The following is a 25,370-nucleotide window of genomic DNA, read 5'->3' as shown; positions in this document are numbered from 1 at the left end:
TCCTGGTGAGCAGACCGTCGGCCTACCTTGATCACGCGGCGACCACGCCCATGCTTCCCGAGGCGATCGAGGCCATGACGGAGCAACTCGGCCTGGTCGGCAACGCGTCCTCGCTGCACGCGACCGGCCGCCGAGTGCGCAGAGTGGTCGAAGAATCGCGCGAGACCATCGCCGACACGCTGGGCGCCAGGCCGAGCGAGGTGGTGTTCACCTCGGGCGGCACCGAGGCCGACAACCTCGCCGTCAAGGGCCTCTACTGGGCGCGCCGGCCGAGGAAGCGGGTGCTGGTCAGCTCGGTCGAGCACCACGCCACCCTCGATCCGGCCCACTGGCTGGCCGACAGCCAGGGCGCGCGCGTCGAGCTGCTGGAGGTCGACGAGCTCGGCCGGGTGCATCCCGACACGCTGCGCGCCGCCATCGCCCGCGACCCCGACGACGTCGCCATGATCAGCGTCATGTGGGCCAACAACGAGGTGGGCACGGTCCAGCCGGTGCACGTGCTGGCCGCCATCGCCCACGACAGCGGCATCCCCTTCCACACCGACGCCGTGCAGGCGGTCGGGCAGCTGCCGGTGTCGTTCGCCGACTCCGGCGCCGACGCGCTGACGGTGACCGGCCACAAGGTCGGCGGCCCGATGGGCGTGGGCGCGCTGCTGCTGGCCCGCGGGATGACTCCGGTCTCGGTCATGCACGGCGGCGGCCAGGAGCGAGACGTACGCTCAGGCACGCTCGACGCGCCCGCCATCGCCGGCCTCGCCACCGCCATCCGGGTCGCGGTCAAGGAGCAGGAGTCGCTGAGCCGCCGCCTGACCGCGCTGCGGGACGAACTGATCCAGCGCGTACGGCAGGCGGTCCCCGACGTGCTCCTCAACGGCGACCCGACGGACCGGCTGCCGGGAAACGCCCACTTCTCCTTCCCCGGCTGCGAAGGCGACGCCCTGCTCATGCTGCTCGACGCCAAGGGCGTGGAGTGCTCGACCGGGTCCGCCTGCTCGGCCGGGGTGGCCCAGCCCTCCCACGTACTCCTGGCGATGGGCGCCGACTCGGCGGCGGCCAGGGGCTCGCTCAGGTTCTCCCTCGGCCACACCTCGACCCACGACGACGTTGACCGGCTGATCGAAGTGCTCCCGGCGGCGGTCGAACGCGCCCGCCGCGCCGGCCTGAGCTAGCCGTACTGACCACGGACGTTCGCCGGGCATCCGCTCCCCCAGAGGGGATCCCTTCTCAGGAACCCCGAAGGGGGTCCCTCGCTAGGGACCTTAGCCACGACGGACCGGTTTCTTCCTCTCCCCCGGAGGGGGTTTCCCTCCCTGGGGACCTCAGCCCCGACGGACCGGCTTCTTTCTCTCCCCCGGAGGGGGTATCCCTCTCAAGGGACCCCAGCCACCACGGACCGTCACAGGGGCCGAGACGGTCGCGTGACGGACCAAATCAGTTGATGAAGGCCACCACCGCGCTCCACGCGGGATCGGTGGCCACGTCGACCCGTGGCTCCCCTTCCTCCCAGCCCACGATCAGCTCCTTGGCGTGGATCGCCGCGTCGCCGGTCGGGTCGGCGTAGATGTGGATGACCCGGTGGCTCTCCGCGCTCAGGTGCGCCACCAGCACGGCGTCGTCGTGGAGCTTGAGCAGCCGCGCCGCCAGCCGTTCCTCGAAGTCGCGCAGCGCCGTCAGCGACTCCCCGACGGGCAGCCCGTTCTCGTCGCGGTGCGCGTACGGGAGCGTGATCGCGATGTGCTGGTCGAAGAGCGGATAGTCGACCGGCCGCAGCGGATAGCGGGCGGTGGCGACCAGCGGCGCGCCGGCCGCCGTCTGGCCCTCCAGCAACGCCCACTGCTCCTGTTCGTAGCCGGAGGCCAGGTCGGCCACCACGGCGGGCAGGTGTACGGCGGCGACCGAGTCGATCGGCTGGAACGTCGCCGGGGTGATCTCGCCCACCCAGCGGGCCACATCGTCCTCGCCCAGCAGCCAGTCGAGGGCCAGCAGCGTGGTCTCCAGCCGGGTCTCCTCGTCGAGCTGGCCGAAGATCGGGTGGTAGGCGGCCACGTCCACGCGCGGCGAGTTGGGCGGCACCCGCAGCCCCAGCATCAGCTTGTCGAAGGCGAACTCGAAGCCGCCCACGTCGATCGTCAGCTCCAGCGCCTGCGGGTTGACCTGGCGCGACGGATGGAACTCCCACAGCAGGTCGGCGGGCGGCGCCCCCTTGACCAGGCGGTGCGCCAGCGAGCGCAGCTCGGCGTCGCCGGCGGCGGTCACGACCAGCGCGTGCGCCGCGTCCCTGCCGGGAGCCACCTCCCAGACCAGGCCGGGATGCACCGCGGCCACGGCCGGGGCGATCTTCTCCCACAGCAGCTCGGCGTCACCGGCGGCCACCAGCGAGTCGAGCTCCGGCCTGGTCTCCTCCCACCACGCCCAGAACGGCGCGATGCCGTCACTCGGCTCGATGGGCTCTTCGTCGTCGTCCTTGCGCCCGAACAGTCGCATGGCCTGAATACTCCCAGACGCGGAGCCCGGTTGTGCAGATGGCCGAGCAGGCTTGGCGGGACAGTACGCTGGAATGGTCATGGGATTGCGTGTGCTTGCCGCCATGTCGGGCGGCGTCGACTCCGCCGTGGCCGCCGCCCGGATCGCCGAGGCCGGTCACGACGTCACTGGTGTGCATCTGGCCTTGTCGGCCAACCCCCAATCCCACCGCACGGGGGCCAGGGGCTGCTGTACGGTCGAGGACTCCCGCGACGCGCGGCGCGCCGCCGACGTGATCGGCATCCCGTTCTACATCTGGGACATGGCCGAGCGCTTCCAGCGCGACGTGGTCGAGGACTTCGTGGCCGAATACGCGGCGGGCCGCACGCCCAACCCGTGCCTGCGGTGCAACGAGAAGATCAAGTTCTCGGCGGTGCTCGACCGGGCGCTCGCGCTGGGCTTCGACGCGGTCGCCACCGGCCACCACGCCAGGCTGGTCGACGGCGTGCTGTCGAGGAGCGCCGACCAGGGCAAGGACCAGTCCTACGTGCTGGGCGTGCTCACCCGCGAGCAGCTCGGCCACGCGATCTTCCCGTTGGGCGACTCGACCAAGGCCGAGGTACGCGAGGAGGCCGCCAGGCGCGGCCTGACGGTCGCCGACAAGCCCGACAGCCACGACATCTGCTTCATCGCCGACGGCGACACCCGCGGCTTCCTGGCCAAGCGGCTCGGCTCGGCCGAAGGGCCGATCGTCGACCAGGAGGGCGAGGTCGTCGGCAACCACCACGGCGCCCACGGCTTCACGATCGGCCAGCGCAAGGGCCTGCACATCGACCGGCCCGCCGCCGACGGCAGGCCGCGCTACGTGCTGTCGATCGAGCCCGTGTCCAACACGGTCACGGTGGGGCCGCGCTCGGCGCTGGAGGTCACCTCGATCACCTGCGGCCGGCCGGTCTGGAACGGGCCGACGGCCTCGCCGGGCGAGCTGAGGGTGCAGCTGCGGGCCCACGGCGAGGTCTACGGGTGCCACTTCGAGGAGGTCGGCGACGGGCTGCGCATCACACTCGACCGCCCCGCCACGGGGGTCGCGGCGGGGCAGGCGGCGGTGCTCTATTCGGGCGAGACCGTGATCGGCTCGGCCACCATCGCCTCGGCCGGCTGATCTAAAAGCAGCCCGGCTGATCTAAAGCAGCTCAGCTGATCTCAGGGCAGGTCGACCGACTCGCCGACCTTGAGCCGCCGCATGTCGGCGTGCTGCTTGTCGGACTCCAGCTTCAGGTAGTTGTCGATCAGGCTGAGGCCGATGTCGTTGAGCAGCCCGTCATGCGTGGAGAACGCCCTGGCCGGCCGGATCGTCCGCAGGTAGTCGACCATCTCCAGGAGCTTCAGCCAAGGGGCGTTCGTCGGCACCAGGAGGGTGGGCACCTCGACGCCCGGCACCGTCAGCGCGTCACCGGGGTAGAAGACCTCGTCATCGAGCATGAAGCCGACATTCTGCGCGATCGGCACGTCAGGGTGATTCTTGGCATGCCACTCGCCGAACACCTTCACCTCGAACCCCGCCGCGGTGAAGTCGTCGCCATGCCGTACGACCTGCACCTTCCCCGGAACCTCCGTCAACTGGGCGGCGACCGCCTCGCAGGTCCAGATCTCCAGGTCGGAAGAGGCGGCCTTGAGCCGCTCGACGTCGACGTGGTCCATGTGCTCGTGGGTGATGAGCACCGCGCCAGCACCGTCGAGGACGGGGCCCTCGGTGAAGGCGCCAGGGTCGACGACGAGGACGTTGCCGTCCTTCTCCAGCCGCACGCACGCGTGGCCGTATTTGGTCAGCTTCATATTCGAGAGCCTACGCTTGGCCCATGTCGATGTTCGAAGCCACCGGGGTTGGGTCGCATCCGGGTGAGGATCATTTCGAGGCCCTCCGAGTGGTATTCGGTGAGTTGCCCGGCCTGCCGTACCTGCCCGAGTTGCCAGGCCGCGGCGTGGGCGCCGACCTGGTGGGGCGGACGGCGGCGCTGCTCGTGGACCTGCCGGTGGAGGTGCAGCCGTCGGGCTGGCGGCTGTCCGACCGGCCCGGTCGCGACCACCATCGGGCGGTCGACCATCTCAGGCGTGATCTCGACGGCCTGGAGGAGGTCGGGCACGACTACGCGGGGCCGCTCAAGCTGCAGGTCTGCGGGCCGTGGACGCTGGCGGGCGCCATCGAGCTCAAGTACGGCGACAAGATGCTCTCCGACGCCGGAGCCGTACGCGACCTGACCGCCTCGCTCGCTCAGGGCGTCGCCGACCACGTCGCGGAGGTGCGGCGGCGGCTGCCCGGAGTCACCGAGATCGTCCTGCAGCTCGACGAGCCCGGCCTGCCCGGCGTGCTCGCGGGTACCGTGCCGACCGCCTCGGGCTTCGGGCGGCTGGCCGCCGTGGAGGGCTCGCGGGTGGCGGAGTCGCTGCGCCTGTTCGGCGACCCGATCGTGCACTGCTGCGCGCCGTCGGTGCCGCTCCGCCTCCTTCGTACGGCCGGTGTCCGCGGCGTCTCGGTGGACGCCTCCCTGCTCAGCCGCAGGGACGACGACGCCGTGGGGGAGGCGCTGGAGGCGGGGCTGCTGCTGTTCCTCGGGGTGGTGCCGGGGACCGACACCCGGTTGCCCGATACCGGCGTCGTCGCCAGGCCGGCGGTGGATCTGTGGCGGCGGCTCGGGTTCCCGCCCGACAAGCTGGCCGGGCAGGTCGTGCTGACCCCGGCCTGCGGGCTCGCCGGAGCCTCTCCCGGCTACGCGCGGGCCGCCCTGGCCGCCTGCCGCAAGGGTGCCCAGGTGCTGCGTGACGATCCGGCAAGCGGGCTGCAAGCCGGATGAGTAGCCTCACGTTCATGATTTTTCGCACTGTGGCGGTCGGCGTCACGCTCCTGATCGCGTCCGCGTCGATCGCCGCTCCGGCCGCGGCCGCCGCCAACCCGGAGATCTGGAACTGGGGCTCCATCTACTCCTCCGACAAGGCGGGCAAGGCCAAGGGCAAGGTCGTCCTCGACCGGCCGGGGTTCGTGGTGAACGGCAAGCTTTACGACTTCCCCGGGCGGAGCGGGTGCTCGTGGCTGAAGTTCCGGTGGGTCAAGGATGACGGTGGCAGGGGCGCCAAGACGTTCCGCAATTGCTCGAGGACCAAGCCGCTGACGTTCTCCTTCCCGACCGGTTACATGCTCTCGATCGAGGGCCGGGTCTGCCGCGGCACGGCCGTGAAGGTCACCGGCAAGTGCTCGGGATGGGACGGCGTCTGGTCCCAGGGCGGCTGACCTCCGCCTCGGGCGTTGTGGAAGGTGCCCGTTGTCGGTGCTCGGCGATAGCGTTTGCCTAGGGTGTTTGACGGAAGGAGACCCTGGTGAGCGAGCCAAGCGTCGATGGCGTGCCCGTGGCCGCGCGTGAGCGGCACGCCGAGGTGAGCGAGCTGGTGGAAGAAGCCCGCTATCGCTATTACGTGCTCGACCGGCCCACGGTCAGCGACGCTCAGTTCGACGAGTGGTTCAACGAACTGCTCGCGCTGGAGGCGGCGCATCCGGGTCTCCAGACGCCCGACTCGCCGACGCAGAAGGTCGGCGCGCCGGTGGCCGGCGACTTCGCCAAGGTCGACCACCTGGCGCCGATGGAGAGCCTCGACAACGCCTTCGACCCGGCCGGGATGGCCGCGTGGCAGGCGCGGGCCGAGCGGCTGGCCGAGGGCGAGCCAGGCCCGTACCTCTGCGAGCTCAAGATCGACGGGCTGGCCATCGCGCTGGTCTACCGCGACGGCCGCCTGGAGCGCGGCGCGACCAGGGGCGACGGCAGGACGGGCGACGACGTGACGCCCAACGTACGCACCATCGAGGGCGTGCCCCACCGGCTCAAGGGAGCCGACGTCCCCAGCCTGATCGAGGTCCGGGGCGAGGTCTACATGCCGGTCGCGGAGTTCGGGCGGCTCAACGAGCAGCTGGTCGCGCAGGGGATCGCCCTCTTCGCCAACCCGCGCAACGCCTCGGCCGGCTCGCTGCGCCAGAAGGATCCGCGGATCTCCGCCCAGCGCCCGCTGCGCATGATCGTGCACGGTGTCGGCGTCTGGGAGGGCGCGGCCGAGCCCAAGGCGCAGTCCGAGGTCTACGAGCGGCTGCGCGAGTTCGGTCTGCCGGTCAGTGACCTCTACCAGGTGGTCGGCGGCCCCGCCGAGGTCGACGCCTTCATCGAGCACTACCGCGTGCACCGCCACGACCCGCCCTATGAGATCGACGGCGTGGTGGTCAAGGTCGACGACTTCAGCACCCAGCGCGAGCTCGGCTCCACCTCGCGGGCGCCGCGCTGGGCGATCGCCTTCAAATACCCGCCAGAAGAGGTCAACACCAAGCTGCTCGACATCCAGGTGGGCGTCGGCCGCACGGGCCGCGTCACGCCGTTCGGTGTGATGGAGCCGATCAGCGTCGCCGGTTCCACGGTGGAGCGCGCCACGCTGCACAACGCCGCGGTGGTGGCCGCCAAGGGCGTGCTCATCGGTGACACCGTCGTGCTGCGCAAGGCGGGCGACGTCATCCCCGAGATCCTCAGCCCGGTCACCGACCTGCGTGACGGGTCCGAGCGGCCGTTCGTCATGCCGACCCACTGCCCCGAGTGCGGCACGGAGCTGGCCTACGAGCAGGAGGGCGACGCCGACCTGCGCTGCCCCAACGCCCGCGGCTGCCCCGCGCAGATCCGCGAGCGGTTGTTCTTCGCGGCCAGGCGCAGCGCGTTCGACATCGACGGGCTCGGCTACGTCGCGGCGACCGCGCTCAGCCAGCCGTTGCCGCCGCAGGAGCCGGTCGTACGCACAGAGGCCGACCTGTTCGATCTGACGCTCGACCAGCTGATCCCGATCAAGTCGGTGGTCCGCGACAAGGACAGCGGCCTGCCCAAGATCGATCCGAAGACGGGCGAGCAGAAGGTCGTCTCGTTCTTCTCCAACATCAACGGCGAGCCCAGCCAGAACGCCCACAAGCTCATCGAGGAATTGGCGCGGGCCAAGCAGGCGCCGCTGGCCAATGTCCTGGTCGCGCTGTCCATCCGCCATGTCGGGCCGCCCACGGCCCGCGACCTGGCCGCCGCCCTGCGCTCGATCGACGCCGTCATGGCGGCCTCGGAGGAGGAGCTGGCGGCCATCAAGGGCATCGGGCCGCGGGTGGCCGCCACGATCCGCGCCTGGTTCGAGGTCGACTGGCATCGCGAGATCATCACCCACTGGCGGGCCGCGGGTGTCCGCATGGAGGATGAGCCCGCTCCCGAGAAGGGGCCGCAGACGCTCGAGGGCCTGACCTTCGTGGTGACGGGCACGCTGCCGGGCTTCACCCGCGACTCCGCCGCCGAGGCGCTCAGCGATCGGGGCGGCAAGGTCGCGAGCTCGGTGTCGAAGAAGACCTCGTTCCTGGTGGCGGGCGACAACGCCGGGTCCAAGTACGACAAGGCGGTCAGCCTGGGCGTGCCGATCCTCGACGGCGAAGGCTTCGGGGTGCTCCTCGCCGAAGGGCCGGAGGCGGCTTCGCGGGTGGCCGTCACTCCCCAGCCGTAGATCATATACGCGCTGTTGATGACGGGTATACTAAGAGTGATTTCGGGGTATATGTCCGAAGGATAAGTGACGGAACGTACGCGGTTGGTTTCGCGAAGTGGGGTGAAGGTCGTACCCTCCCATAGTGACCTAATGGGGGTTCTGTTACTGATGGCTGACCCAACCGACACCCGCGACACAGGGCCACGCGCCGGGACGCCTCTGTGGGCGTTCCTCGTTGGCATCACCGTGATCGGCTCCACCGCGCTGGCCGTGGCCATGCTCAGACTCGACCCGGCCGGCCTGGCGGAGCTCGCCCGTACACCCTTGTTCTGGGTGCTGACCGCGCTCGTGGTGCTGGGCGAGCTCAGGCCCGTCATGGTCTCCTCGGCGACCGCCGTCGGCGGCACGTACCCCTCCACCATGTTCACCTTCGCCGTGCTCCTGCACTTCGGCCTGCCCGTGGCGGTGCTGATGCAGGCGGTGGCCGTGGTCATGAACGGCATCGTCACCCGCAAGGCGTGGCATCGGGTGATGTTCAACATCGCCCAGTCGACGCTCGCGCTGACCTCCGCCGCCGTCGTGCTCGGCCTGTTCGGGATCGTGCCGAGCCCGGCCGCGCCGTGGGTGCCCAGGGGCGCCGACCTGCTGGCGATCTTCCTGGCCGGCATCGCCTACTTCACCGTCAGGGCCGCGCTGGTGAGCGGCGCGGTGGCGCTGCACGAGCGCCGGTCGATCACCCGCGTACTGAAGGCCAGTCTCGGCCCGCAGAGCCTCGTGTACGCCGCGCTGCTCGGCCTGGCGCCCCTGGTCGTCGTCGTGATGACCCATTCGCCCACTCTCGTACCGCTGTTCGTGGCGCCCCTGGCGGCGGTCTACTTCACCGCCACCCTGTCGATGCGCCGCGACCACCAGGCCATGCACGACGAGCTGACCGGCCTGCCCAACCGCAAGATGCTGATCGTGAGCACCGAGGAGGCGCTCGCCGAGGCCCGCCAGGACGAGCGGGTCGGCCTGTTCCTGCTCGACCTCGACCGGTTCAAAGAGGTCAACGACACGATGGGCCACCCGGTCGGTGACCGGCTGCTGCAGATGGTCGCCCACCGGCTCACCCATTCCGTACGCCCCGGCGACGTCGTGGCCAGGCTGGGCGGTGACGAGTTCGCCGTACTCCTGCCCTCGATCAGGGACGCCCACGCGGCCCGCGAGGTGGCCGCCCGGCTGCGCGCGGCGCTCACCGAGCCGGTACGCCTGGAGGGCATGTCGTTCGACCTGGACGGCTCGGTCGGCATCGCGCTCTACCCCGACCACGCCCCTGACTTCGAGCTGCTGCTCCAGCGCGCCGACGTGGCCATGTACCTCGCCAAAGAGGGCCGCACCGGCGTGGAGCTCTACCAGCCGGACAAGGACCGCAACTCGCCCGAACGGCTCAACCTCCTCGGCGACCTGCGGCGGGCCGTGGACAACCGCGAGCTCAGGCTGCACTACCAGCCCAAGGTCGGCATGGCCACCGGTGCCGTACACGGCATGGAAGCCCTGCTGCGCTGGCATCACCCGGTGCACGGTCAGATCCCGCCGTCGGAGTTCATCCCGCTGGCCGAGCAGTCCTACCTCATGCGCCAGCTCACCGAATACGTCATCGAGGCGGCCCTGGAGCAGGCCGCCCGCTGGTGGCACAGCGGCCTGCGGGTGCAGGTCTCGGTCAACATCTCCGCCCGCGACCTGCTCGACTCGGCCCTGCCCGAGCAGCTGGAGGCAGGGCTGGCCAAGCTCCGGCTGCCGCCGTCGGCGATCCAGCTGGAGGTCACCGAGCGCATCCTGATGGGCGACCAGGCCTACACGCACGAGACGATCAAGGCGCTGGCGGTGCTCGGCGTGCCGCTGTCCCTGGACGACTTCGGCACCGGCTACTCCTCGCTGATCAGGCTGCAGCGGCTGGCGGTGTCGGAGGTCAAGATCGACGCGTCGTTCGTCCGGCGCATCGCCGAGTCCGACGACGACTACCGGATCGTGCGCTCCATCGTCGACTTGGTCCGCTCGCTCGGCCTGAGCTCGGTCGCCGAGGGCGTCGAATCCGACGACGTGGCCATCCGGCTCACCGAGATGGGCTGCGACATGGGTCAGGGCTGGCTGTTCCACAAGCCCATACCGCCCGCCGAGGCCACGGTCTGGCTGCGCGAACACATCGAGACCCAGCCGGAGATCGAGTACGGCTACCGCTCCGGGGTCACCCAGACCGCGTGACCCGGCGCAGCGGCCGCCGCGAGGGTGGAACCCCTGTGGCGAGGGTTAATGGGTTCGGTGCCGCTCCGTCAAGGCCCCTAGGATGACAGTGTCCCAACTCCATCCACGAAACGGGTTACACGACTCATGTCCGCCATAACCCGCGACGAGGTCGCACACCTGGCCCGGTTGTCCAGGCTGGCCCTCACCGACGACGAACTCGACCATTACGCCACGCAGCTCGATGCCATCATCGAGTCGGTCGCGAAAGTGGCAGAGGTCGCCGCCGAGGACGTTCCGCCTTCGTCGCACGCGCTTCCGCTGACCAATGTCTTCCGCGCCGACGAGGTGCGACAGTCCCTGACGCCCGAGCAAGCGCTGTCCGGCGCGCCGGCCGTCGAGGACGACCGCTTCCGGGTGCCGCGCATCCTTGGGGAGGAGGCATGAGCCTGATCCACAAGACCGCCGCCGAGCTGGGCGCACTGATCGCCGGTGGCGAGGTCACGGCCGTCGAGGTGGCCGAGGCGCATCTCGACCGCATGGCCGAGGTCGAGCCCAAGATCAACGCGTTCCTGCACGTCGATCGCGAGACCACCGTCGAGCAGGCCAGGGCCGTCGACGCCCGGCTGGGCGCCGGTGAGCGGCTCGGCCCGCTGGCCGGGGTGCCGATCGCGCACAAGGACATCTTCGCCACCTCCGACATGCCGACGACGGCCGCGTCCAAGATCCTCGAAGGCTGGCGCCCGCCGTACGACGCGACCGTCACCAGCCGCCTGCGCGCGGCCGGGCTGGTCATCCTCGGCAAGACGAACCTCGACGAGTTCGCCATGGGCTCCTCCACGGAGAACTCCGCCTACGGCCCCACGCGCAACCCATGGGACCTGTCCAGGATCCCCGGCGGGTCGTCCGGTGGTTCCAGCGCCGCCGTCGCCGCGTACGAGGCTCCGCTGTCCACCGGCACCGACACCGGCGGCTCGATCCGGCAGCCCGCGTCCGTGACCGGCATCGTGGGCATGAAGCCCACCTACGGCGGTTCGTCGCGTTACGGCCTGATCGCGTTCGCCAGCTCGCTCGACACGCCGGGCCCGTTCGCCCGCAACGTGCTCGACGCGGCGCTGCTGCACGAGGCGTTCTCCGGGCACGACCCGATGGACTCCACCTCGATCGACGCGCCCGTGCCGTCCGTGGTCGAGGCCGCCCGGCAGGCCGACATCTCCGGCATGCGCGTCGGCGTGGTCAAGGAGTTCGGCGGCGACGGCTACCAGCCGGGCGTGCTGGCCCGCTTCCACGAGGCTGTCGAGCTGCTCGAATCGCTCGGCGCCAAGGTCGTCGAGGTCTCCTGCCCGTCGTTCTCGACCGCGCTGCCCGCCTACTACCTGATCGCGCCGTCGGAGTGCTCCTCCAACCTGGCGCGCTTCGACGCCATGCGCTACGGCCTGCGCGTCGGCGACGACGGCACTCGCAGCGCCGAGGAGGTCATGGCGCTGACCAGGGCCGCCGGCTTCGGGCCCGAGGTCAAGCGGCGCATCATGCTCGGCACCTACGCGCTGTCGAGCGGCTACTACGACGCCTACTACGGCCAGGCGCAGAAGGTCCGCACGGTCATCTCGCGCGAGTTCGAGGCCGCCTACCACCAGGTGGACGTGCTGGTATCGCCGACGACGCCGACGACGGCGTTCCCGATCGGCGAGCGCGCCGACGACCCGATGGCCATGTACCTCGCCGACCTGTGCACGATCCCGTCCAACCTGTCGGGCAACGCGGCCATCTCGGTCCCGTGCGGCCTGGCCGACGAGGACGCGCTGCCGGTCGGCCTGCAGATCATGGCCCCGGTGCTGGGCGACGACCGCTGCTACCGGGTCGGTGCCGCGGTCGAGCAGGCCCTGGAAAGCCGCTGGGGCGGCAGCCTGCTGTCCAAGGCTCCGGCGCTGTAGGGAATTTTGATTTTGTAGGGAGAGGGGACGGCGGCGTGCTCACGCGCATCGAGATCGACGGGTTCAAGTCCTTCCTGGACTTCGAGCTCGACGTGCCGCCGTTCCTTGCCCTGGTCGGTCCGAATTCGAGTGGTAAGTCCAACCTGCTGGACGCGTTTGGCTTCGCCCGTGCGGCGCTCGTGGCAGGCAGGCCAGGGCTGAGCACGTCAAACGACCCGCTGCCCGCAGTACCCCGTGGTAAGCCGCAGGAGTTGTTTCACCGGCCGGTGGGGTCTGCTTCCGTCTCCAGGTTCACGATTGGCGTGGAAGCAGACATGCGGGCGTCGGATGGGCGAGATAAGACCTATGCCAGTGTCACGGCGAGCAAGGAGCCCGCTGACTGGGCTCTGACGGCGGTGCCTGGGTGGTCGGACAAGATCTGGCCGCAGGAAGCAAGATCTTGGCACTTCCATCTGCCTGACTTGGCGGCCATCCGGAAGCCGGTTACGGCGCTCGACCGCGGGCCGCTGGCGGAGAATGGCGCAAATCTGGCCGCTGTGCTGGGCCGGATGTCCCTCACCGGTGAGCTCGGCGAGCTGATGGTCGACCTGGCGGCGCTTCTACCTGATGTGACGGGCGTCCGCCCGGTGCTCGACGAGCGGCAGCAGGAGTGGTCCTTCGACATCCTCGTGGACCGAGAGCCGATGCCTGGCAGGCTCGCGTCAGACGGCACGCTCAGGGTGCTCGCCCTGCTCGCGGCCCTCTATGACCGGACATCTTCGGGTCCGCTGATGGTGGAGGAGATCGAGAACGGCCTCTATCCGAGCAGGCTCGGGGAGCTTTTGATGAGGATCGCTCAGCGAGTCGGTGCCATTGCGAGCCCCTGGCAGCAGGTGATCCTCACCAGCCATTCGCCCGTGGTCGTCTCCACTTTGTACCGGACCGCCCCGGAATCGCTTGTCTTCCTGGAGGCGGCCTGGCGTGCCGGAGGTGGTCACCCGCGATCTCGGTTGACCCTCGCCAAGCCTGTTCGTGCTGAGGGCGAGCCGGGTGCCTTCACATCTCCTCGCCAGGTTCGCTCCTATCTGAGCGCCGTTGAGCAGGCTGCATGAGCCGTCTCCTCATACCTGGGCTCGTCGTGGCGGGCGACATCGGTGAGCGAATGCGAGCTCTGAGGCGCTGGGGAGCCGTGGATTCCTCTGTGCGCCTGATTGATAGCGTGAAATGCGACGATCTGAACTAAGGACTTCATCATGACTGTCGGTACGCACATGCCGTACGACGAAGCCCTCGCCCGGTTCGAGCCGGTGCTCGGGCTGGAGACGCACGTCGAGCTCGGCACCGCGTCGAAGATGTTCTGCGGGTGCAAGACGACCTTCGGGGCCCCGCCCAACACTCAGGTCTGCCCGACCTGTCTGGCGTTTCCCGGCTCGCTGCCGACGGCCAACGCCGTCGCGATCGAGTCGACGATCCGCATCGGCCTGGCGCTGAACTGCTCGATCGCCGAGTGGTGCAGGTTCGCCCGGAAGAACTACTTCTATCCGGACATGCCGAAGAACTACCAGATCTCCCAGTACGACGAGCCGCTCTGCTTCGACGGCTACCTCGACGTCGAGGTCGACGGCCGGACCGTGCGCGTCGAGATCGAGCGGGTGCACCTGGAGGAGGACACCGGCAAGTCCACCCACGTGGGCGGGGCGACCGGCCGCATCCAGGGCGCCGACTACTCGATCGTCGACTACAACCGCGCGGGCATCCCGCTGGTGGAGATCGTCACCAAGCCGATCGAGGGCACCGAGAGCCTGGCGCCCGACGTGGCCAAGGCGTACGCGACCGAGCTGCGCGAGATCATGCGCACGCTGGGCGTTTCCGACGTGCGCATGGAAGAGGGCTCGATGCGCTGCGACGTCAACGTCTCGCTCATGCCCCGCGGCTCGTCCGAGTGGGGCACCCGTACCGAGACCAAGAACGTCAACTCGCTGCGCAGCGTCGAGCGTTCCGTGCGGAGCGAGATCGAGCGGCAGGCGGCGATCCTCGCCGACGGCGGCCGGATCATCCAGGAGACCAGGCACTTCCACGAGGACACCGGCGTCACCACGCCCGGCAGGTCCAAGGAGGAGGCGCAGGACTACCGCTACTTCCCCGAGCCTGACCTGGTGCCGATCGCGCCCGACCCGGCATGGGTGGCCACGCTCAAGGAAGCGCTGCCCGAGCTGCCGTCGGTCCGGCGCAAGCGGCTGCAGGCAGAGTGGGGGGTGTCCGACCTCGACATGCAGGCCATGCACAACGCCGACGCGTTCGACCTGGTCGAGGCCACGGTCGCGGCGGGCGCGCCGGCCGCCGACGCGCGCAAGTGGTGGATGGGCGAGCTGGCGCGGCGCGCCAACGAGTCCGCTGTGGCCCTGGCGGACCTGCCCATCACGCCCGCGCAGATCGCCCGCGTCACAGAGCTGGTGGCCTCGGGGGCGCTCAATGACAAGCTGGCGCGCGAGGTGCTCGAAGGCGTGCTGGCCGGAGAAGGCTCGCCCGACGAGGTGGTCGAGCGGCGTGGCCTGAAGATCGTCAACGACGAGGGCGAGCTGTCGGCGATCGTCGACCAGGTCCTCGCCGCCAACGCCGACGCGGCCGAGAAGGTCCGCTCCGGGAAGATCGCCGCGGCCGGTGCGCTGGTGGGCGGCGTGATGAAGGCCAGCCGCGGCAAGGCCGACGCCGCTCGGGCCCGCGAGCTGATCCTGGAGAAGCTGGGCGTCTCCGAGTAGGACGATCCGCTCGACTCAGGCCCCGTCACCGAGTGAGGTGGCGGGGCCTCTTTGGTGGTACGCCAAGGGGGCCGTTGGCCGGTCAAGTGGTCGGGCCGCGCCCCTCGGGGTCATCACGGGGTTGGGCCGCTCAGGGGTTAGCGGTCAGGCGGGGCCAGTGGGCGGTCGGCGTCGTTGGGGGCTGAGGTGGTCGTCACCAGGGAGAGCAGGCGGTCGATGAGGCCTTCGTCGTCGGGGGACTGCTCACTGGCCCAGCCGATCGCGTTGGCCAGCCGGAGGAGGTCCGTGATGTCCAACCCATCGGGTGCGGAGCCAGCGCGGCGGGCGTGGTCGAGCAGCGCGGCGCCGGTGGCGGTGATCTCCTCGTGGCAGGCCGCCAGGGCGCCGTCAGCGGGCCATGAGGCCAGTTGCGTCGCGACCAGTCCGCGCATGGCCGTCGCGTGTACGGCTACGGCCCGCAGCCACGCCCTCAACGCCCCGTCCGCCGATGCCGCGGAAATCGCCGACGCCCCGTGAATCGCTGACGCCCCGGGTGGCCCCGACGCCCCGGATGGCGCCGACGCCCCAGGCGATGTCGATGTCTCGGGAAGCGCGGACGCCTCGGAGAGCAGTGCCTGCCCCTGTGCGCAGAGCGCCGCCACGTCGTCTCTGATCACTGCCACCAGCAGGTCCTGCAGCGTCGGGAAGTGCCGGTAGAGGGTGCCCGGCCCTACCTCGGCCTGTTGCGCCACCTGGTTGAGCGAGGAGTCGGGGCCGTGCTCGGTGAAGACGGCCCTGGCCACTCGTACGATCCGCTCGCGGTTGCGCAGCGCGTCGGCCCGCATCATCAGGCGCTCCCTGGTTGCTAAGTGGAGAGGTTCTCCCTATCGTATCGAACCGGAGAAGTTCTCCGTTAATGGGGAGTTGAACACGTGAAGATCGGAATCGCCGTCGGCGACGTACGCGGTCCCGCGACGCTGGAGGAGCTGACCGAGCAGGTCAGGACCGCCGCCGAGCTCGGCTACAGCACCGCCTGGGCAAGCCAAGCGCTCGGCTGGGACGCCCTCACCGCGCTGACCGCCGTGGGCGGGCGGGTGCCGGGCATCCCGCTCGGTACGGCCGTCGTCCCGGTGCCGCAACGCCATCCGCTGGTGCTGGCCGGTCAGGCGCTCAGCGTTCAGGCCGCCACGGGTAACCGCCTCACGCTCGGGATCGGCGCGGGGATCGCGATGATGGTCGAGTCGATGTACGGCCTGCCCGCCGACAAGCCCGTACGGCGGATGCGCGAATACTTGTCCGTGCTGAGACCCCTCCTGCGAGGCGAAACCGTGGCGCACCACGGCGAGCTGCTCACGGCCTCGGGCACGGCCGCCGTGCCCGGCGCGGAGCCGCCTCAGGTGCTGCTGGCGGCGATGGGTCCGGCCATGCTGTCGCTGGCAGGAGAGCTCGCCGATGGCGTGGTGACGTGGATGACCGGCCCGCGCACGCTGGCCGGGCACATCGTGCCGTCCGTCACCAAGGCGGCCCAGTCCGCCGGACGCCCCGCGCCCCGGGTGATCGCCGGGCTGGCGGTGTGCGTGACGGACGACGAGGTGGGGGTGCGCGGGCGCGTCGCGGAGCAGTTCGCGCTGGCGGGTCAGGTGCCGGAGTATCGCGCCATGCTCGACCGCGAGGGCGTGGCCGGACCGCAGGACGTGGTCATCGTGGGCGAGGAGGCGGCGGTGGCCGAGGGGATCGGCAGGCTGGCAGAGGCGGGCGTCACGGAGTACCTCGCCGCTCCGTTCGGGACCCCCGAGGAGCAGCACCGCACCATTCAGGCGGTCGCCGCCCTCGTCACGGGGGCCTAGGACGACCGCCTGGCCGGGGCCAAGACGGCGCCAGCCACCGTGTGCCCTCGTTGTGCCCTGCCCAAAGCTACGAAGCGGGAGCGAGGCGACGGGCGGCGTAGTCGCCGAACTCCCGGGCGGTTGTCGAGGGTCCGCGTGCGGCCAGCTCCGCGCGGAACGTCCGGAGCAGCCCCATGCCACGGTCGGTGTCCGCCTGGTCTGCGAGCAGGTCGACCACAGCCCGCGCGGTCGCACACCCTTCATCCATCCGCCCGCGTCGAAGTTGGGCCGTGGCCACCCGGCCGAGCCATGTCGCCCGGTCGCGCGGGTAGCGATCCCCGCATGAGGTGGCGGCGGCGACCAGCTCGCGCTCGCTGCCCGCGTAGTCCCCCAGGTCGTACAGTGCGCGGCCGAGCTGCGCCGTGATACGCGCCTCGTCCAGCCAGTACGCCCACGGCGGGGAGTCCCCCGACACCGCGCGGTTGAGCAAGGCACCGGCCCGGGTGAGCGCGGCCCGCGCGGTCGCCGGGTCGTCGACCTTCGCGTACGCCCGGCCGACCCGGGCCCAGGTCATCGCCTGCACGACCTCCGGAATCCGGGCCGGCTCCGCCGCGGCGGTGTCCATGAGCTTGGTCGCGTCGGTGAGGCGTCCGGTCGCGTACGCCTGGATAGCCATGAATCCGACGATGTTCACGCCGAGTGCCCGGTCACCGATCGCGGAGGCGGAGCGGAGCGCGGCGAGGTAGTACGCCTGGGCGGCAGCGTGCTGGCCCGAGTCGAACGCGGCCCACCCGGCGAGGCGGGCTATCTCCGCGGCCGTGCCGTACAGGCCGCGGCCGACGTCCGCCGAGTAGGTGCCGTTCTTCAGCAGCTCGGTGACGAACCGGAAGTCGGCGTGCAGCGCGTCGAGCAGCACCGCCCCGCCGTGCTCATCGTCCATCCGCCGACGGGCGGCGATGAGCTGTTGAAGCTCGGCGACGAGGGCAGCGCCGACGTGGCGACCGCGTTGCTGAGCGGCGATCCACGGCTCGGGGTTGATCCGCCATTCGTAGACGGGGAGCAGGAGTTCGGCCCCCGTGAGGATGAGGAACTCTCGGCGATCCACGAGCGCCCCTTTCGCGACGTCGTCGAGTGCGTTGACCGTGCCTTGCTGATCCCATGTCTCTGTTGCGCACGCTGCGGCCCCGGTGGGAAGCCAGTGCGGCCAGCTCGCGCGTACGTCGTGGGCGACCTCGAACAGGTCGCGTAGCGCCCGCTGGGCGGCAGCGTCGGGAGTCACGCCCCGCTCCCATCGGGTAACGGTCTTGCGAGTGGTGCCCAGTCCTTTGCCACGTAGCAGTGCGGCCAAGGTCTCCTGAGACCACCCGCGCTGCTGTCTGGCGTCGGTGAGCCGATGCCGTGCTGGTGGAGCGAGATCGGCCATAAGACCCCTCCTGACCCCTGTCTGCCTCCGGGTGTCCCCAGAGGGACACCCGGAGCCCTCCTGAAGACCCCTGTCGACGTCTTTGTTCACCTCTGCGCCTCGACTTCCATGGGGAGTGTGAAAACACGAGGTGTTGCCGTACTAGCTGGCCGAGTCCGCTGTGCGCCCGGTCCGTTGAGCCCACGCCAGGATCTGGTCTTCCCACCAGTAGTCCATGTTGGCCACCTTGCCGGCGGCCGGTGGGAAGGGCTCCACCCGCTTGGCCCCGGCCGCGCGCTTGCGCCAGGCGTTGACGGTGTTGACGCTCACGCCGAGCAGGGTGGCGACGTCGCTCATAGCGAGCGGCCGAGGACGCGCAGTGAGGTCGGACATGAACGTCAGTGTATGCGCGTTCGGCGCGCGCGGAAAGAGGGTGCACCTAACTTCGGTACAGCGAGGAGTGTACGACCAGCTCAACCCAAGTCGGGCCTGCCCGGTGCTGGAACACCGAAGCAGGCCCTTGATCCCCGATCCGACCTGGTGGGCGGTGTTCGATGAAGAGCTATCCCATTCGCCGCTGCCCAACCTGGTGCGAGATGCTGGTGCACCGCGGCCCAGAGGCCATCGAGCAGCACCAGTGCCACGTCGCCGACTTGATCCAGGACGGGAGCTACATGTCCGTGTTCCTGGAGCAGCCGAACGTGGAGTGGATGGACGAGCCGCCTAGGATCCGCATGGATGCGTTCGGCATCTTCGATTGTGCGTTCGACACTGATCTCGTGCTCACGCCCGATCTGGCCGCAGAGATCGTCGAGCTGCTCGACGGCGTCGACGGCCAGGAGGACCTCCGCGAGGCTCTCGCCGAGGCGGTCGCGCTGTCCCGGCTTCGCCCGTCGATTGGCATGTACCTCGCGATGACGGGGCAGCACTGATGGCCGACCCCGACGCCGTGCCGTGCCTGGAGTGGTGCCGCGGGCACGGCACGGGCCCGACGCCCGCCGTTACCTCGAATACATTGATCTTTTCAGTGGGCTATCCGCGGTTGTCGAGCGCCCAGACAATGAAGTTCGATTCGCCACTGTGCCGGATCGTCAGCGCTGGCTTGGCAGTCGGCTCTCGTTCACAACTGCCGAGCACACAACATGTTCGGCACATGAGCTGCCCGGCCCGCCGCGTCGCCCCCGTCGTGGCGGGCCGGGTCGGTGGCCCCGTGACTCGTTGGTTCGCAGTCCCGATGTCTGCGGCCGGAGGGACGGCGCGGAGCCACCCTCCGCCAGCCGAGGCCCGTATTCCACCGCATGCGTTGCGGTCCTAGCTGATGCAGAACTCGTTGCCCTCCGGGTCGAGCAGGGTGATCGCGTAGTAGTCGGGCAGGCCCTCCACCACGAGCACCTTGGACAGCGTCGCCCCCAGCCCGACCAGCCGCTCGGCCTCGGCGTCGAGCTGGGCCCGGCGGACCTCCACCGGCCGGTCCCCGGAGGTGACGGACAGGTCGAGGTGGAGGCGGTTTTTTAGCACCTTGCCCTCGGGCACCTTCTGGAACCACAGCCGTGGGCCCACACCGGCCGGGTCGATGACCGAGTCATAGCCGCCGTCGCCCGTCAGCTCCTCCTCGGGCAGCCCCCGGGAGCGCCAGTAGTCCTGCCAGGTGGTGAAGCCCTGCGGGGGCTCCTCCAGCTGGTAGCGGAGCGCCTCGGCCCAGAACCGGGCCAGTTTGTCGGGGTCGGCGCAGTCGAACGACACCTGTATCTTCACGGCCATGCCTGCCATGATGCCCGGCTGGCACGACATAAACGGGGCCCCACCGGTTCGGACAGGCCGGTGGAGCCCCAGAGGAAATCCCACAGGGCCGCCGCCTAGTCCTCCTCCCGGGACGCGGGCGTGGCCGGTTCGACGTGGCGCCGTTCCATCAGCTTCCTGAACAGTGGCGCGAGCAGGGCGGCCAGGGAGAGCAGCAGGAGGATCACCGCGATGGGGCTGCGCACCAGCGCTGTCACGTCGCCCCCGCCGATGGCCAGCGCTCGGCGCAGCTGGATCTCCGCCATCGGCCCCAGGATCAGGCCGATGACCGCCGGGGCGACCGGCAGGCCGAAGCGCCGCATCGCGTATCCCAGCAGGCCCAGCAGGAAGAGCGCGACCAGGTCCACCACCGAGCCGTTCAGCGCGTACACGCCGAGCGCGGCGAACAGCACGATCCCCGCGTACAGGTACGGCCGGGGGATGCGCAGCACGCGAGCCCACAGCGGCGCCAGCGGCAGGTTCAGCACCAGGAGCATGGTGTTGCCGATGAACAGCGACGCGATCATGCCCCACACCAGGGCCGGGTTGTGGTCGAACAGCTGCGGACCGGGCTGCAGGCCGTACTGCTGGAAGGCGGCCAGCAGGATCGCGGCCGTCGCGGACGTGGGCAGGCCCAGCGTCAGAAGTGGCACCAGGGTTCCGGCGGCCGAGGCGTTGTTGGCGGCCTCGGGGCCGGCGACGCCCTCGATGGCGCCCTTGCCGAACTCCTCCTTGGCCACGCCGCGCGCCAGTCGCTTCTCGGCCGCGTACGACAGGAAGGTCGGGATCTCCGCGCCGCCGCCGGGCAGCGCGCCGAACGGGAAGCCGAACGCGGTGCCGCGCAGCCAGGGCAGCCACGAGCGGCGCCAGTCGGTACGTCCCATCCAGGCCCGCCCGACCGGTACCACCTCGGGCAGCGAGTGGCGCAGCCGCGAGGCCACGTACAGGGCCTCGCCCAGCGCGAACAGCCCGACGGCCACGACCACCACGTCCACGCCGTCGAGCAGCTGGTCCAGGCCGAGCGTGAGCCGTGCCTGGCCGGTCTGCTGGTCGATGCCGATCAGCCCGATCACCAGGCCGAAGCCGAGCGAGGCCAGTCCGCGCACGACCGAGCGCGACAGCACCGACGACACGGCGGTGAAGGCCAGGATCGCCAGCGCGAAGTAGTCCTCGGGCCCGAACGAGATGGCGAAGCTCACCACCGCGGGCGCCGCCACGACCAGCAGCGCGGTCGCGATCGTGCCCGCCACGAACGAGCCGATGGCCGCCGTGGCCAGCGCCTGCGCCGCCCGCCCGCGCCGGGCCATCTTGTTGCCCTCCAGCGCGGTGATCATCGAGGACGACTCACCGGGGGTGTTGAGCAGGATGGAGGTGGTCGAGCCGCCGTACATGCCGCCGTAGTAGATCCCGGCGAACATGATGAACGCGCTGGTCGGCGGCACGGTGAAGGTGATGGGCAGGAGCAGCGCCACGGTCATGGCGGGGCCGATGCCGGGCAGTACGCCGACGAGGGTGCCGAGGGTGACGCCGATGAGGGCGTACATGAGGTTGATCGGCGTCAGCGCGCCGGCGAACCCGTCGAGCAGCAGCTGGAACGATTCCACCTAGATCACCCCCCGCAGCAGCCCGCCCGGCAGCGACACGCCCAGGCCCTTGACGAACAGCAGGTACGTGGCGATCCCCAGGACCACCCCGACACCCGCCGCGCGCAGCTTGTGCTCCGCGCCGAGCACCACCGAGAGCCCGAAGAACAGCAGGCTCGCGGCGATGATCCAGCCGAGCACGTTCAGCACCGCGGTGAACGCCAGGAAGATCCCGCTCACCAGTCCGACACTGCGCCAGTCGGCGGGGGCGTCCACGTCGACGTCCTCGCTCTCCTCGGGGTCGCCGCTGCCGCCCCTGAGCACGTCGGCCACATAGAACAGGCCGATGGCGATCATGGAGCAGCCCACCAGCATCGGGAAGAAGCGCGGCCCGATGCCGAGCTGCGAGGCGGCGGCGGACACGTCGAGCGTCCCGAGCACGACGAACACGCCGAGCGCCAGCACGATGACGGCCAACCCCAGCTCGGGCCGCCACCGCCAGCGCTGCTTCTGGCCAGTGTTGTCAGCGGACATCAGGAGACGACACCCAGCTCGGCGATGATGGCCTTGACCTTGGCCTGCTCGGCGTTGAGGTAGTCGGCGAACTGCTGACCGGTCTGGAAGGAGTCGATCCAGCCGTTCTTGGCCACCGCGTCCTTCCACACCTGCGAGTCGTGCATCTTGGTCACCTGGTCGGTCAGCGACTTCTTGGCCGCCTCGTCGAGCCCGCCGGGCGCCACGAAGCCGCGCCAGTTGGTCAGCTCCACGTCCAGGCCGGACTCCTTGAGCGTGGGCGCGTCGAGGTCGGGCAGCCGCTGGGCCGAGGTCACGGCCAGCGCGCGCAGCTTGCCGGACTTCACGTGCTCGGCGAACTCACCGACGCCCGAGATGCCCGCGCTCACCTTGTTGCCGAGCAGCTCGTTCAGTGCCTCGCCGCCGCCGGAGTGGGCGATGTAGTTGACCTGCTTCGGGTCCACGCCCGCGGCCTTGGCCATCAGCCCGGCCGCGATGTGGTCGGTGCCGCCGGCCGAGCCGCCGGAGATGGACACCTTCTTCGGGTCGGCCTTCCAGGCGGCGACCAGGTCGGCCACCGACTTGAACGGGGAGGCCGCCGGGACCACGATGATCTCGTACTCCTCGGTCAGCTTGGCGATCGGCGTCGTCTGGGCCAGGGTGACCTTGGACTTGTTCTGCTCGATGGCGCCCACCATGACCAGGCCCATGGTCATCAGCAGGTTGCCGTTGCCCTTCTCGCCCGCCAGCTGGGCCAGGCCGATCGTGCCGCCCGCGCCGGGCACGTTGAACACCTCGACCTTGCGCTTCGGGTCGACGGACTTGAGCGCCTGCTCGGCCGTACGGGAGGTCTGGTCCCAGCCGCCGCCCGGTGAGGCGGGAGCCATGATGCGCAGCGCGCCCGTGCCTCCGCCGTCGGAACCTGAGCCGGCGCCGCAGCCGGACACCGCGGCGACGGAGAGCGCCGCGACGGCGGCGAGTATGCGGAGACGCATGATCACTCCAAAGGGGGGATTTCACGTTACGGAATACTGGATGGTGAAGTCCGTTGCCGATGGAGTCGACCCTTTTCACGATAGCTGTCATATAGGTCGTATTGGTCGCAACCCCCCTCGCAACCCCCCTGTGACCTCGGCATGTTTCCATGGTGCGGTGAGACGGGTACGTGACGCCTCCCTCGGAACCCAGCTGTTCGTGCTCCAGATGGTCATCGTGCTGCTAGCCGTCGGAGGCACCGGAGGCGTGTGGGCCGAGCACACGCGCGCGCAACTGGACTCGCTGCATCAGCAGCGAGCGCTGGCGATCGCCCAATCCGTGGCGGGCCTGCCTCAGGTCCGGGCCGCGTTCAATGTCAAGGATCCGCAAAATGTGCTGCAGCCGCTCGCGCTGAGCGTCCAGCAGTCGACCGGCGCCGATTATGTGGTCATCGCCAACCGCGAGCAGACGCGGTACGCCCACCCCAACGCCGCGCTGATCGGCAAGCGGCTGTCCACCGACGGCACCACGGTGCTGAACACCGGCAAGAGCTGGGTCGGCACCGAAACCGGCACGATCGGCACCACGGTCAGGGGCAAGGCGCCGATCTTCGACGAGTACGGCGACGTCATCGGCCTGGTCTCCGTCGGCGTGCTCCAGACCACGGTCACCGGCCAGCTGGCGGGCGCGCTGCCGCCGCTGGTGTGGACCGCGCTGGCCGTGCTGCTGTCCGGTCTGGCCGCCGCGGCGCTGATCACCGCGCGGGTGCGCCGGCAGACGTTCGGCCTGGAGCCGCGCGAGATCGCCGCGCTGCTGGAGCAGCGCGAAGGCGTGTTGCACGGGGTCAAGGAGGGCGTGCTGGCGCTCGACCTCGCGGGCCGGGTGACGCTCGTCAACGACTCCGCCCGCGAACTGCTCGGCGAGGTGGGCGAGGACCTCACCCAGATGCCGGTCTCCGAGCGGATGCGCGACGTGCTCGGCGGCGCAGACCCGGGGGAGGACCGGATCGTGCTGCACGGCGAGCGGGTGCTGGTACTCAACCGCACACCGATCTCCGTACGCGGCCAGCACCGCGGCTGGGTGGTCACCCTCAGGGATCGCACCGAGCTGGTCCGGCTGGCTCGCGAGCTGGACGACACCAGCAGTGCCACGGGGGCGCTCAGGGCGCAGGCGCACGAGTTCGCCAACCGCATGCACACCGTCGTCGGCCTGCTCGAACTGGGCGAGCACGAGGCCGCGATCGGTTTCATCACCAGCACCACCCGCGGCACGTACATCACCGACCTGCGCGAGCGCGTCCAGTGCCCGACGCTGGCCGCGCTGCTGCTGGCCAAGTCGGCGGAGGCGGCCGAGCGCGGCGTCCTGCTGGTCCTGTCCGAGGACTCCGCCGTGGAGCAGGGCGCGCTGGGCGATCCGCAGGACGCGGTCCTGGTGGTCGGCAACCTGGTGGCCAACGCGATCGACGCGCTCGACGGGGCCACGGGCACGATCGAGGTGTCGGTGCTGACCGACGCCGACGGGCTGCACGTCCGGGTCGGGGACTCCGGTCCCGGTATCGCTCCGGACCTGGTCGAAGAGGTGTTCAGGGAGGGGTTCACCACCAAGGCCGCCCATTCGGGGCCACGCGGGCTCGGCCTGGCGCTGACCCGGCAGGCGTGCCTGCGCAGGGGCGGCTGGGTGAAGGTGGGCAACGCGGACGGCGCGGTGTTCACGGCCCTGCTGCCGGCCCCGGTTCGCGAGCGGGTGCGATGAGCGAGATCCGGGTGCTGGTCGTGGACGACGACTTCATGGTGGCGCGCATCCACAGCGGCTACGTGGCGCGGGTGCCCGGCTTCCGGGTGGTGGCCGCCGCGCACACCGGGGCCGCCGCGCTCGCCATGGCCGCCGAGCTCCGGCCGGACCTCGTCCTGCTCGACATCTACCTACCTGACATGTCGGGACTTGAAGTGCTCAAGGCGCTGCAGGACGTGGATGTCCTCATGATCAGCGCCGCCCGCGACGTGTCCACGGTCAGGGAGGCGATGCGCGGCGGCGCGGTCAACTATTTGATCAAGCCGTTCACCGCCGCCGCGCTGACCGAACGGCTCCAGCAGTACGTCGACACCCGCAAGCAGCTCACCGCCATTGGCGCGGAGGCCCGCCAGGACGACGTCGACCGGCTCTTCGGCACGCAGCCCGTCGCGGCGCCGCTGCCCAAGGGCCTGTCGTCGGCGACGTGCGCGCTGGTCGCCGACACCCTCCGGACTTGTGGCCGCGACCTGTCGGCGGCCGAGGCCGCCTCGCTCGCGGGGCTGTCCCGCGTCAGCGCCCGCCGTTACCTCGAATACCTCTGCGTCGCCGGGCATGCCGAACTCAGGCCCCGGTACGGTACGGCCGGGCGCCCCGAACATCGCTACCGGTGGCTAGGTTGACACACTTCC

Annotated in this window: 23 protein-coding genes; 14 read left to right on the top strand and 9 right to left on the bottom strand. The window is 70.2% G+C overall.

The window, feature by feature from the left end; genetic code table 11:
* Nucleotides 1–5: 5 nt before the first annotated feature.
* Nucleotides 6–1,169 (top strand): cysteine desulfurase family protein, encoded by a 1,164-nt coding sequence (locus AB0B64_RS18355; protein ID WP_357950135.1) that lies wholly within the window; start codon nt 6–8, stop codon nt 1,167–1,169.
* Between the two features lie 262 nt (nt 1,170–1,431).
* Here the strand turns inward: AB0B64_RS18355 and AB0B64_RS18350 are convergent, their stop codons facing one another.
* On the bottom strand, nt 1,432–2,484 hold the full coding sequence (locus AB0B64_RS18350; protein WP_357950137.1) for a DUF695 domain-containing protein: 1,053 nt from the start codon (nt 2,482–2,484) through the stop codon (nt 1,432–1,434).
* 79 nt (nt 2,485–2,563) lie between these two features.
* Between AB0B64_RS18350 and mnmA the strand changes: the two genes are divergently transcribed.
* The gene (gene mnmA / locus AB0B64_RS18345) at nt 2,564–3,625 is read left to right on the top strand and encodes a tRNA 2-thiouridine(34) synthase MnmA (RefSeq protein ID WP_358178527.1); all 1,062 of its coding nucleotides are present in this window, start codon (nt 2,564–2,566) and stop codon (nt 3,623–3,625) included.
* A gap of 41 nt (nt 3,626–3,666) precedes the next feature.
* Here mnmA and AB0B64_RS18340 read toward each other — a convergent pair whose 3' ends face one another.
* Nucleotides 3,667–4,299 (bottom strand): MBL fold metallo-hydrolase, encoded by a 633-nt coding sequence (locus AB0B64_RS18340; RefSeq protein WP_358178525.1) that lies wholly within the window; start codon nt 4,297–4,299, stop codon nt 3,667–3,669.
* 23 nt (nt 4,300–4,322) lie between these two features.
* On the opposite strand from AB0B64_RS18340, the gene AB0B64_RS18335 reads away from it, so the two are divergent.
* The 8 genes from AB0B64_RS18335 (at nt 4,323) to gatB (ending at nt 14,893) form a co-directional block, all read left to right on the top strand.
* A complete protein-coding gene (locus AB0B64_RS18335; protein WP_357950146.1) occupies nt 4,323–5,315 on the top strand; it encodes a methionine synthase in 993 nt (330 codons plus the stop codon).
* Between the two features lie 14 nt (nt 5,316–5,329).
* Nucleotides 5,330–5,749 (top strand): hypothetical protein, encoded by a 420-nt coding sequence (locus tag AB0B64_RS18330; RefSeq protein WP_358178523.1) that lies wholly within the window; start codon nt 5,330–5,332, stop codon nt 5,747–5,749.
* Between the two features lie 86 nt (nt 5,750–5,835).
* Nucleotides 5,836–8,019 carry an NAD-dependent DNA ligase LigA gene (gene ligA, locus AB0B64_RS18325; RefSeq protein WP_358178521.1) on the top strand — a complete coding sequence of 728 codons (2,184 nt, stop codon included), beginning with the start codon at nt 5,836–5,838 and terminating at the stop codon, nt 8,017–8,019.
* 150 nt (nt 8,020–8,169) lie between these two features.
* Entirely contained in the window at nt 8,170–10,242 is a 2,073-nt protein-coding gene (locus AB0B64_RS18320) for an EAL domain-containing protein (protein WP_358178519.1), read from the top strand.
* Between the two features lie 126 nt (nt 10,243–10,368).
* Nucleotides 10,369–10,668: an Asp-tRNA(Asn)/Glu-tRNA(Gln) amidotransferase subunit GatC gene (gene gatC, locus AB0B64_RS18315; RefSeq protein WP_101787882.1), complete on the top strand. Its 300-nt coding sequence runs from the start codon at nt 10,369–10,371 to the stop codon at nt 10,666–10,668.
* Nucleotides 10,665–12,155, top strand: a complete 1,491-nt coding sequence (gene gatA / locus AB0B64_RS18310) for an Asp-tRNA(Asn)/Glu-tRNA(Gln) amidotransferase subunit GatA (RefSeq protein WP_358178517.1) — start codon at nt 10,665–10,667, stop codon at nt 12,153–12,155. The genes gatC and gatA overlap by 4 nt, the downstream gene beginning before the upstream one ends.
* 35 nt (nt 12,156–12,190) lie before the next feature.
* Entirely contained in the window at nt 12,191–13,246 is a 1,056-nt protein-coding gene (locus AB0B64_RS18305; RefSeq protein ID WP_358178515.1) for an AAA family ATPase, read from the top strand.
* 141 nt (nt 13,247–13,387) lie between these two features.
* Nucleotides 13,388–14,893, top strand: coding sequence for an Asp-tRNA(Asn)/Glu-tRNA(Gln) amidotransferase subunit GatB (gene gatB, locus AB0B64_RS18300; RefSeq protein ID WP_358178513.1), 1,506 nt, complete (start codon nt 13,388–13,390; stop codon nt 14,891–14,893).
* Nucleotides 14,894–15,030: 137 nt separating this feature from the next.
* Here gatB and AB0B64_RS18295 read toward each other — a convergent pair whose 3' ends face one another.
* Nucleotides 15,031–15,720: a TetR/AcrR family transcriptional regulator gene (locus tag AB0B64_RS18295; RefSeq protein ID WP_358178511.1), complete on the bottom strand. Its 690-nt coding sequence runs from the start codon at nt 15,718–15,720 to the stop codon at nt 15,031–15,033.
* A gap of 84 nt (nt 15,721–15,804) precedes the next feature.
* Between AB0B64_RS18295 and AB0B64_RS18290 the strand changes: the two genes are divergently transcribed.
* Complete coding sequence (locus tag AB0B64_RS18290; protein ID WP_358178509.1) at nt 15,805–16,719, top strand: TIGR03564 family F420-dependent LLM class oxidoreductase; 915 nt, start codon at nt 15,805–15,807, stop codon at nt 16,717–16,719.
* A gap of 67 nt (nt 16,720–16,786) precedes the next feature.
* Here AB0B64_RS18290 and AB0B64_RS18285 read toward each other — a convergent pair whose 3' ends face one another.
* Nucleotides 16,787–17,977: a hypothetical protein gene (locus tag AB0B64_RS18285; RefSeq protein WP_358178507.1), complete on the bottom strand. Its 1,191-nt coding sequence runs from the start codon at nt 17,975–17,977 to the stop codon at nt 16,787–16,789.
* Nucleotides 17,978–18,262: 285 nt separating this feature from the next.
* Nucleotides 18,263–18,493 (bottom strand): hypothetical protein, encoded by a 231-nt coding sequence (locus tag AB0B64_RS18280; protein ID WP_357950173.1) that lies wholly within the window; start codon nt 18,491–18,493, stop codon nt 18,263–18,265.
* Nucleotides 18,494–18,654: 161 nt separating this feature from the next.
* Between AB0B64_RS18280 and AB0B64_RS18275 the strand changes: the two genes are divergently transcribed.
* Nucleotides 18,655–19,032 carry a hypothetical protein gene (locus AB0B64_RS18275; RefSeq protein WP_358178505.1) on the top strand — a complete coding sequence of 126 codons (378 nt, stop codon included), beginning with the start codon at nt 18,655–18,657 and terminating at the stop codon, nt 19,030–19,032.
* Nucleotides 19,033–19,411: 379 nt separating this feature from the next.
* Here AB0B64_RS18275 and AB0B64_RS18270 read toward each other — a convergent pair whose 3' ends face one another.
* From AB0B64_RS18270 to AB0B64_RS18255, 4 genes are all read right to left on the bottom strand, one after another.
* A complete protein-coding gene (locus tag AB0B64_RS18270) occupies nt 19,412–19,861 on the bottom strand; it encodes a VOC family protein (protein ID WP_358178503.1) in 450 nt (149 codons plus the stop codon).
* Between the two features lie 95 nt (nt 19,862–19,956).
* On the bottom strand, nt 19,957–21,483 hold the full coding sequence (locus AB0B64_RS18265; protein ID WP_357950181.1) for a tripartite tricarboxylate transporter permease: 1,527 nt from the start codon (nt 21,481–21,483) through the stop codon (nt 19,957–19,959).
* Nucleotides 21,484–21,996: a tripartite tricarboxylate transporter TctB family protein gene (locus AB0B64_RS18260; RefSeq protein ID WP_357950184.1), complete on the bottom strand. Its 513-nt coding sequence runs from the start codon at nt 21,994–21,996 to the stop codon at nt 21,484–21,486. It abuts the gene before it with no gap.
* On the bottom strand, nt 21,996–22,970 hold the full coding sequence (locus AB0B64_RS18255; protein WP_357950187.1) for a tripartite tricarboxylate transporter substrate binding protein: 975 nt from the start codon (nt 22,968–22,970) through the stop codon (nt 21,996–21,998). Before AB0B64_RS18255 ends, AB0B64_RS18260 begins: the two co-directional genes overlap by 1 nt.
* A gap of 157 nt (nt 22,971–23,127) precedes the next feature.
* Here AB0B64_RS18255 and AB0B64_RS18250 point away from each other — a divergent pair, with 157 nt between their 5' ends.
* Entirely contained in the window at nt 23,128–24,702 is a 1,575-nt protein-coding gene (locus AB0B64_RS18250) for a sensor histidine kinase (protein WP_358178502.1), read from the top strand.
* Nucleotides 24,699–25,361 carry a response regulator gene (locus AB0B64_RS18245; RefSeq protein ID WP_358178501.1) on the top strand — a complete coding sequence of 221 codons (663 nt, stop codon included), beginning with the start codon at nt 24,699–24,701 and terminating at the stop codon, nt 25,359–25,361. Before AB0B64_RS18250 ends, AB0B64_RS18245 begins: the two co-directional genes overlap by 4 nt.
* Nucleotides 25,362–25,370 lie beyond the last annotated feature (9 nt).

Source organism: Nonomuraea sp. NPDC049129 (genome assembly GCF_040648495.1).
Taxonomy (GTDB): Bacteria; Actinomycetota; Actinomycetes; order Streptosporangiales; family Streptosporangiaceae; genus Nonomuraea.
Note: the sequence above shows the minus strand (reverse complement) of the source record. Positions and strands in the feature narration are given on the sequence as shown.

Bases quoted from the DNA above. Each gene is read 5' to 3' on its own strand.
- AB0B64_RS18350 (WP_357950137.1), bottom strand. From the start codon at position 2,484: ATGCGACTGTTCGGGCGCAAGGACGACGACGAAGAGCCCATCGAGCCG.
- mnmA (WP_358178527.1), top strand. From the start codon at position 2,564: ATGGGATTGCGTGTGCTTGCCGCCATGTCGGGCGGCGTCGACTCCGCC.
- AB0B64_RS18340 (WP_358178525.1), bottom strand. From the start codon at position 4,299: ATGAAGCTGACCAAATACGGCCACGCGTGCGTGCGGCTGGAGAAGGAC.
- AB0B64_RS18335 (WP_357950146.1), top strand. From the start codon at position 4,323: ATGTCGATGTTCGAAGCCACCGGGGTTGGGTCGCATCCGGGTGAGGAT.
- AB0B64_RS18330 (WP_358178523.1), top strand. From the start codon at position 5,330: ATGATTTTTCGCACTGTGGCGGTCGGCGTCACGCTCCTGATCGCGTCC.
- AB0B64_RS18320 (WP_358178519.1), top strand. From the start codon at position 8,170: ATGGCTGACCCAACCGACACCCGCGACACAGGGCCACGCGCCGGGACG.
- gatC (WP_101787882.1), top strand. From the start codon at position 10,369: ATGTCCGCCATAACCCGCGACGAGGTCGCACACCTGGCCCGGTTGTCC.
- gatA (WP_358178517.1), top strand. From the start codon at position 10,665: ATGAGCCTGATCCACAAGACCGCCGCCGAGCTGGGCGCACTGATCGCC.
- gatB (WP_358178513.1), top strand. From the start codon at position 13,388: ATGACTGTCGGTACGCACATGCCGTACGACGAAGCCCTCGCCCGGTTC.
- AB0B64_RS18295 (WP_358178511.1), bottom strand. From the start codon at position 15,720: ATGATGCGGGCCGACGCGCTGCGCAACCGCGAGCGGATCGTACGAGTG.
- AB0B64_RS18280 (WP_357950173.1), bottom strand. From the start codon at position 18,493: ATGTCCGACCTCACTGCGCGTCCTCGGCCGCTCGCTATGAGCGACGTC.
- AB0B64_RS18275 (WP_358178505.1), top strand. From the start codon at position 18,655: ATGAAGAGCTATCCCATTCGCCGCTGCCCAACCTGGTGCGAGATGCTG.
- AB0B64_RS18270 (WP_358178503.1), bottom strand. From the start codon at position 19,861: ATGGCCGTGAAGATACAGGTGTCGTTCGACTGCGCCGACCCCGACAAA.
- AB0B64_RS18260 (WP_357950184.1), bottom strand. From the start codon at position 21,996: ATGTCCGCTGACAACACTGGCCAGAAGCAGCGCTGGCGGTGGCGGCCC.
- AB0B64_RS18255 (WP_357950187.1), bottom strand. From the start codon at position 22,970: ATGCGTCTCCGCATACTCGCCGCCGTCGCGGCGCTCTCCGTCGCCGCG.
- AB0B64_RS18245 (WP_358178501.1), top strand. From the start codon at position 24,699: ATGAGCGAGATCCGGGTGCTGGTCGTGGACGACGACTTCATGGTGGCG.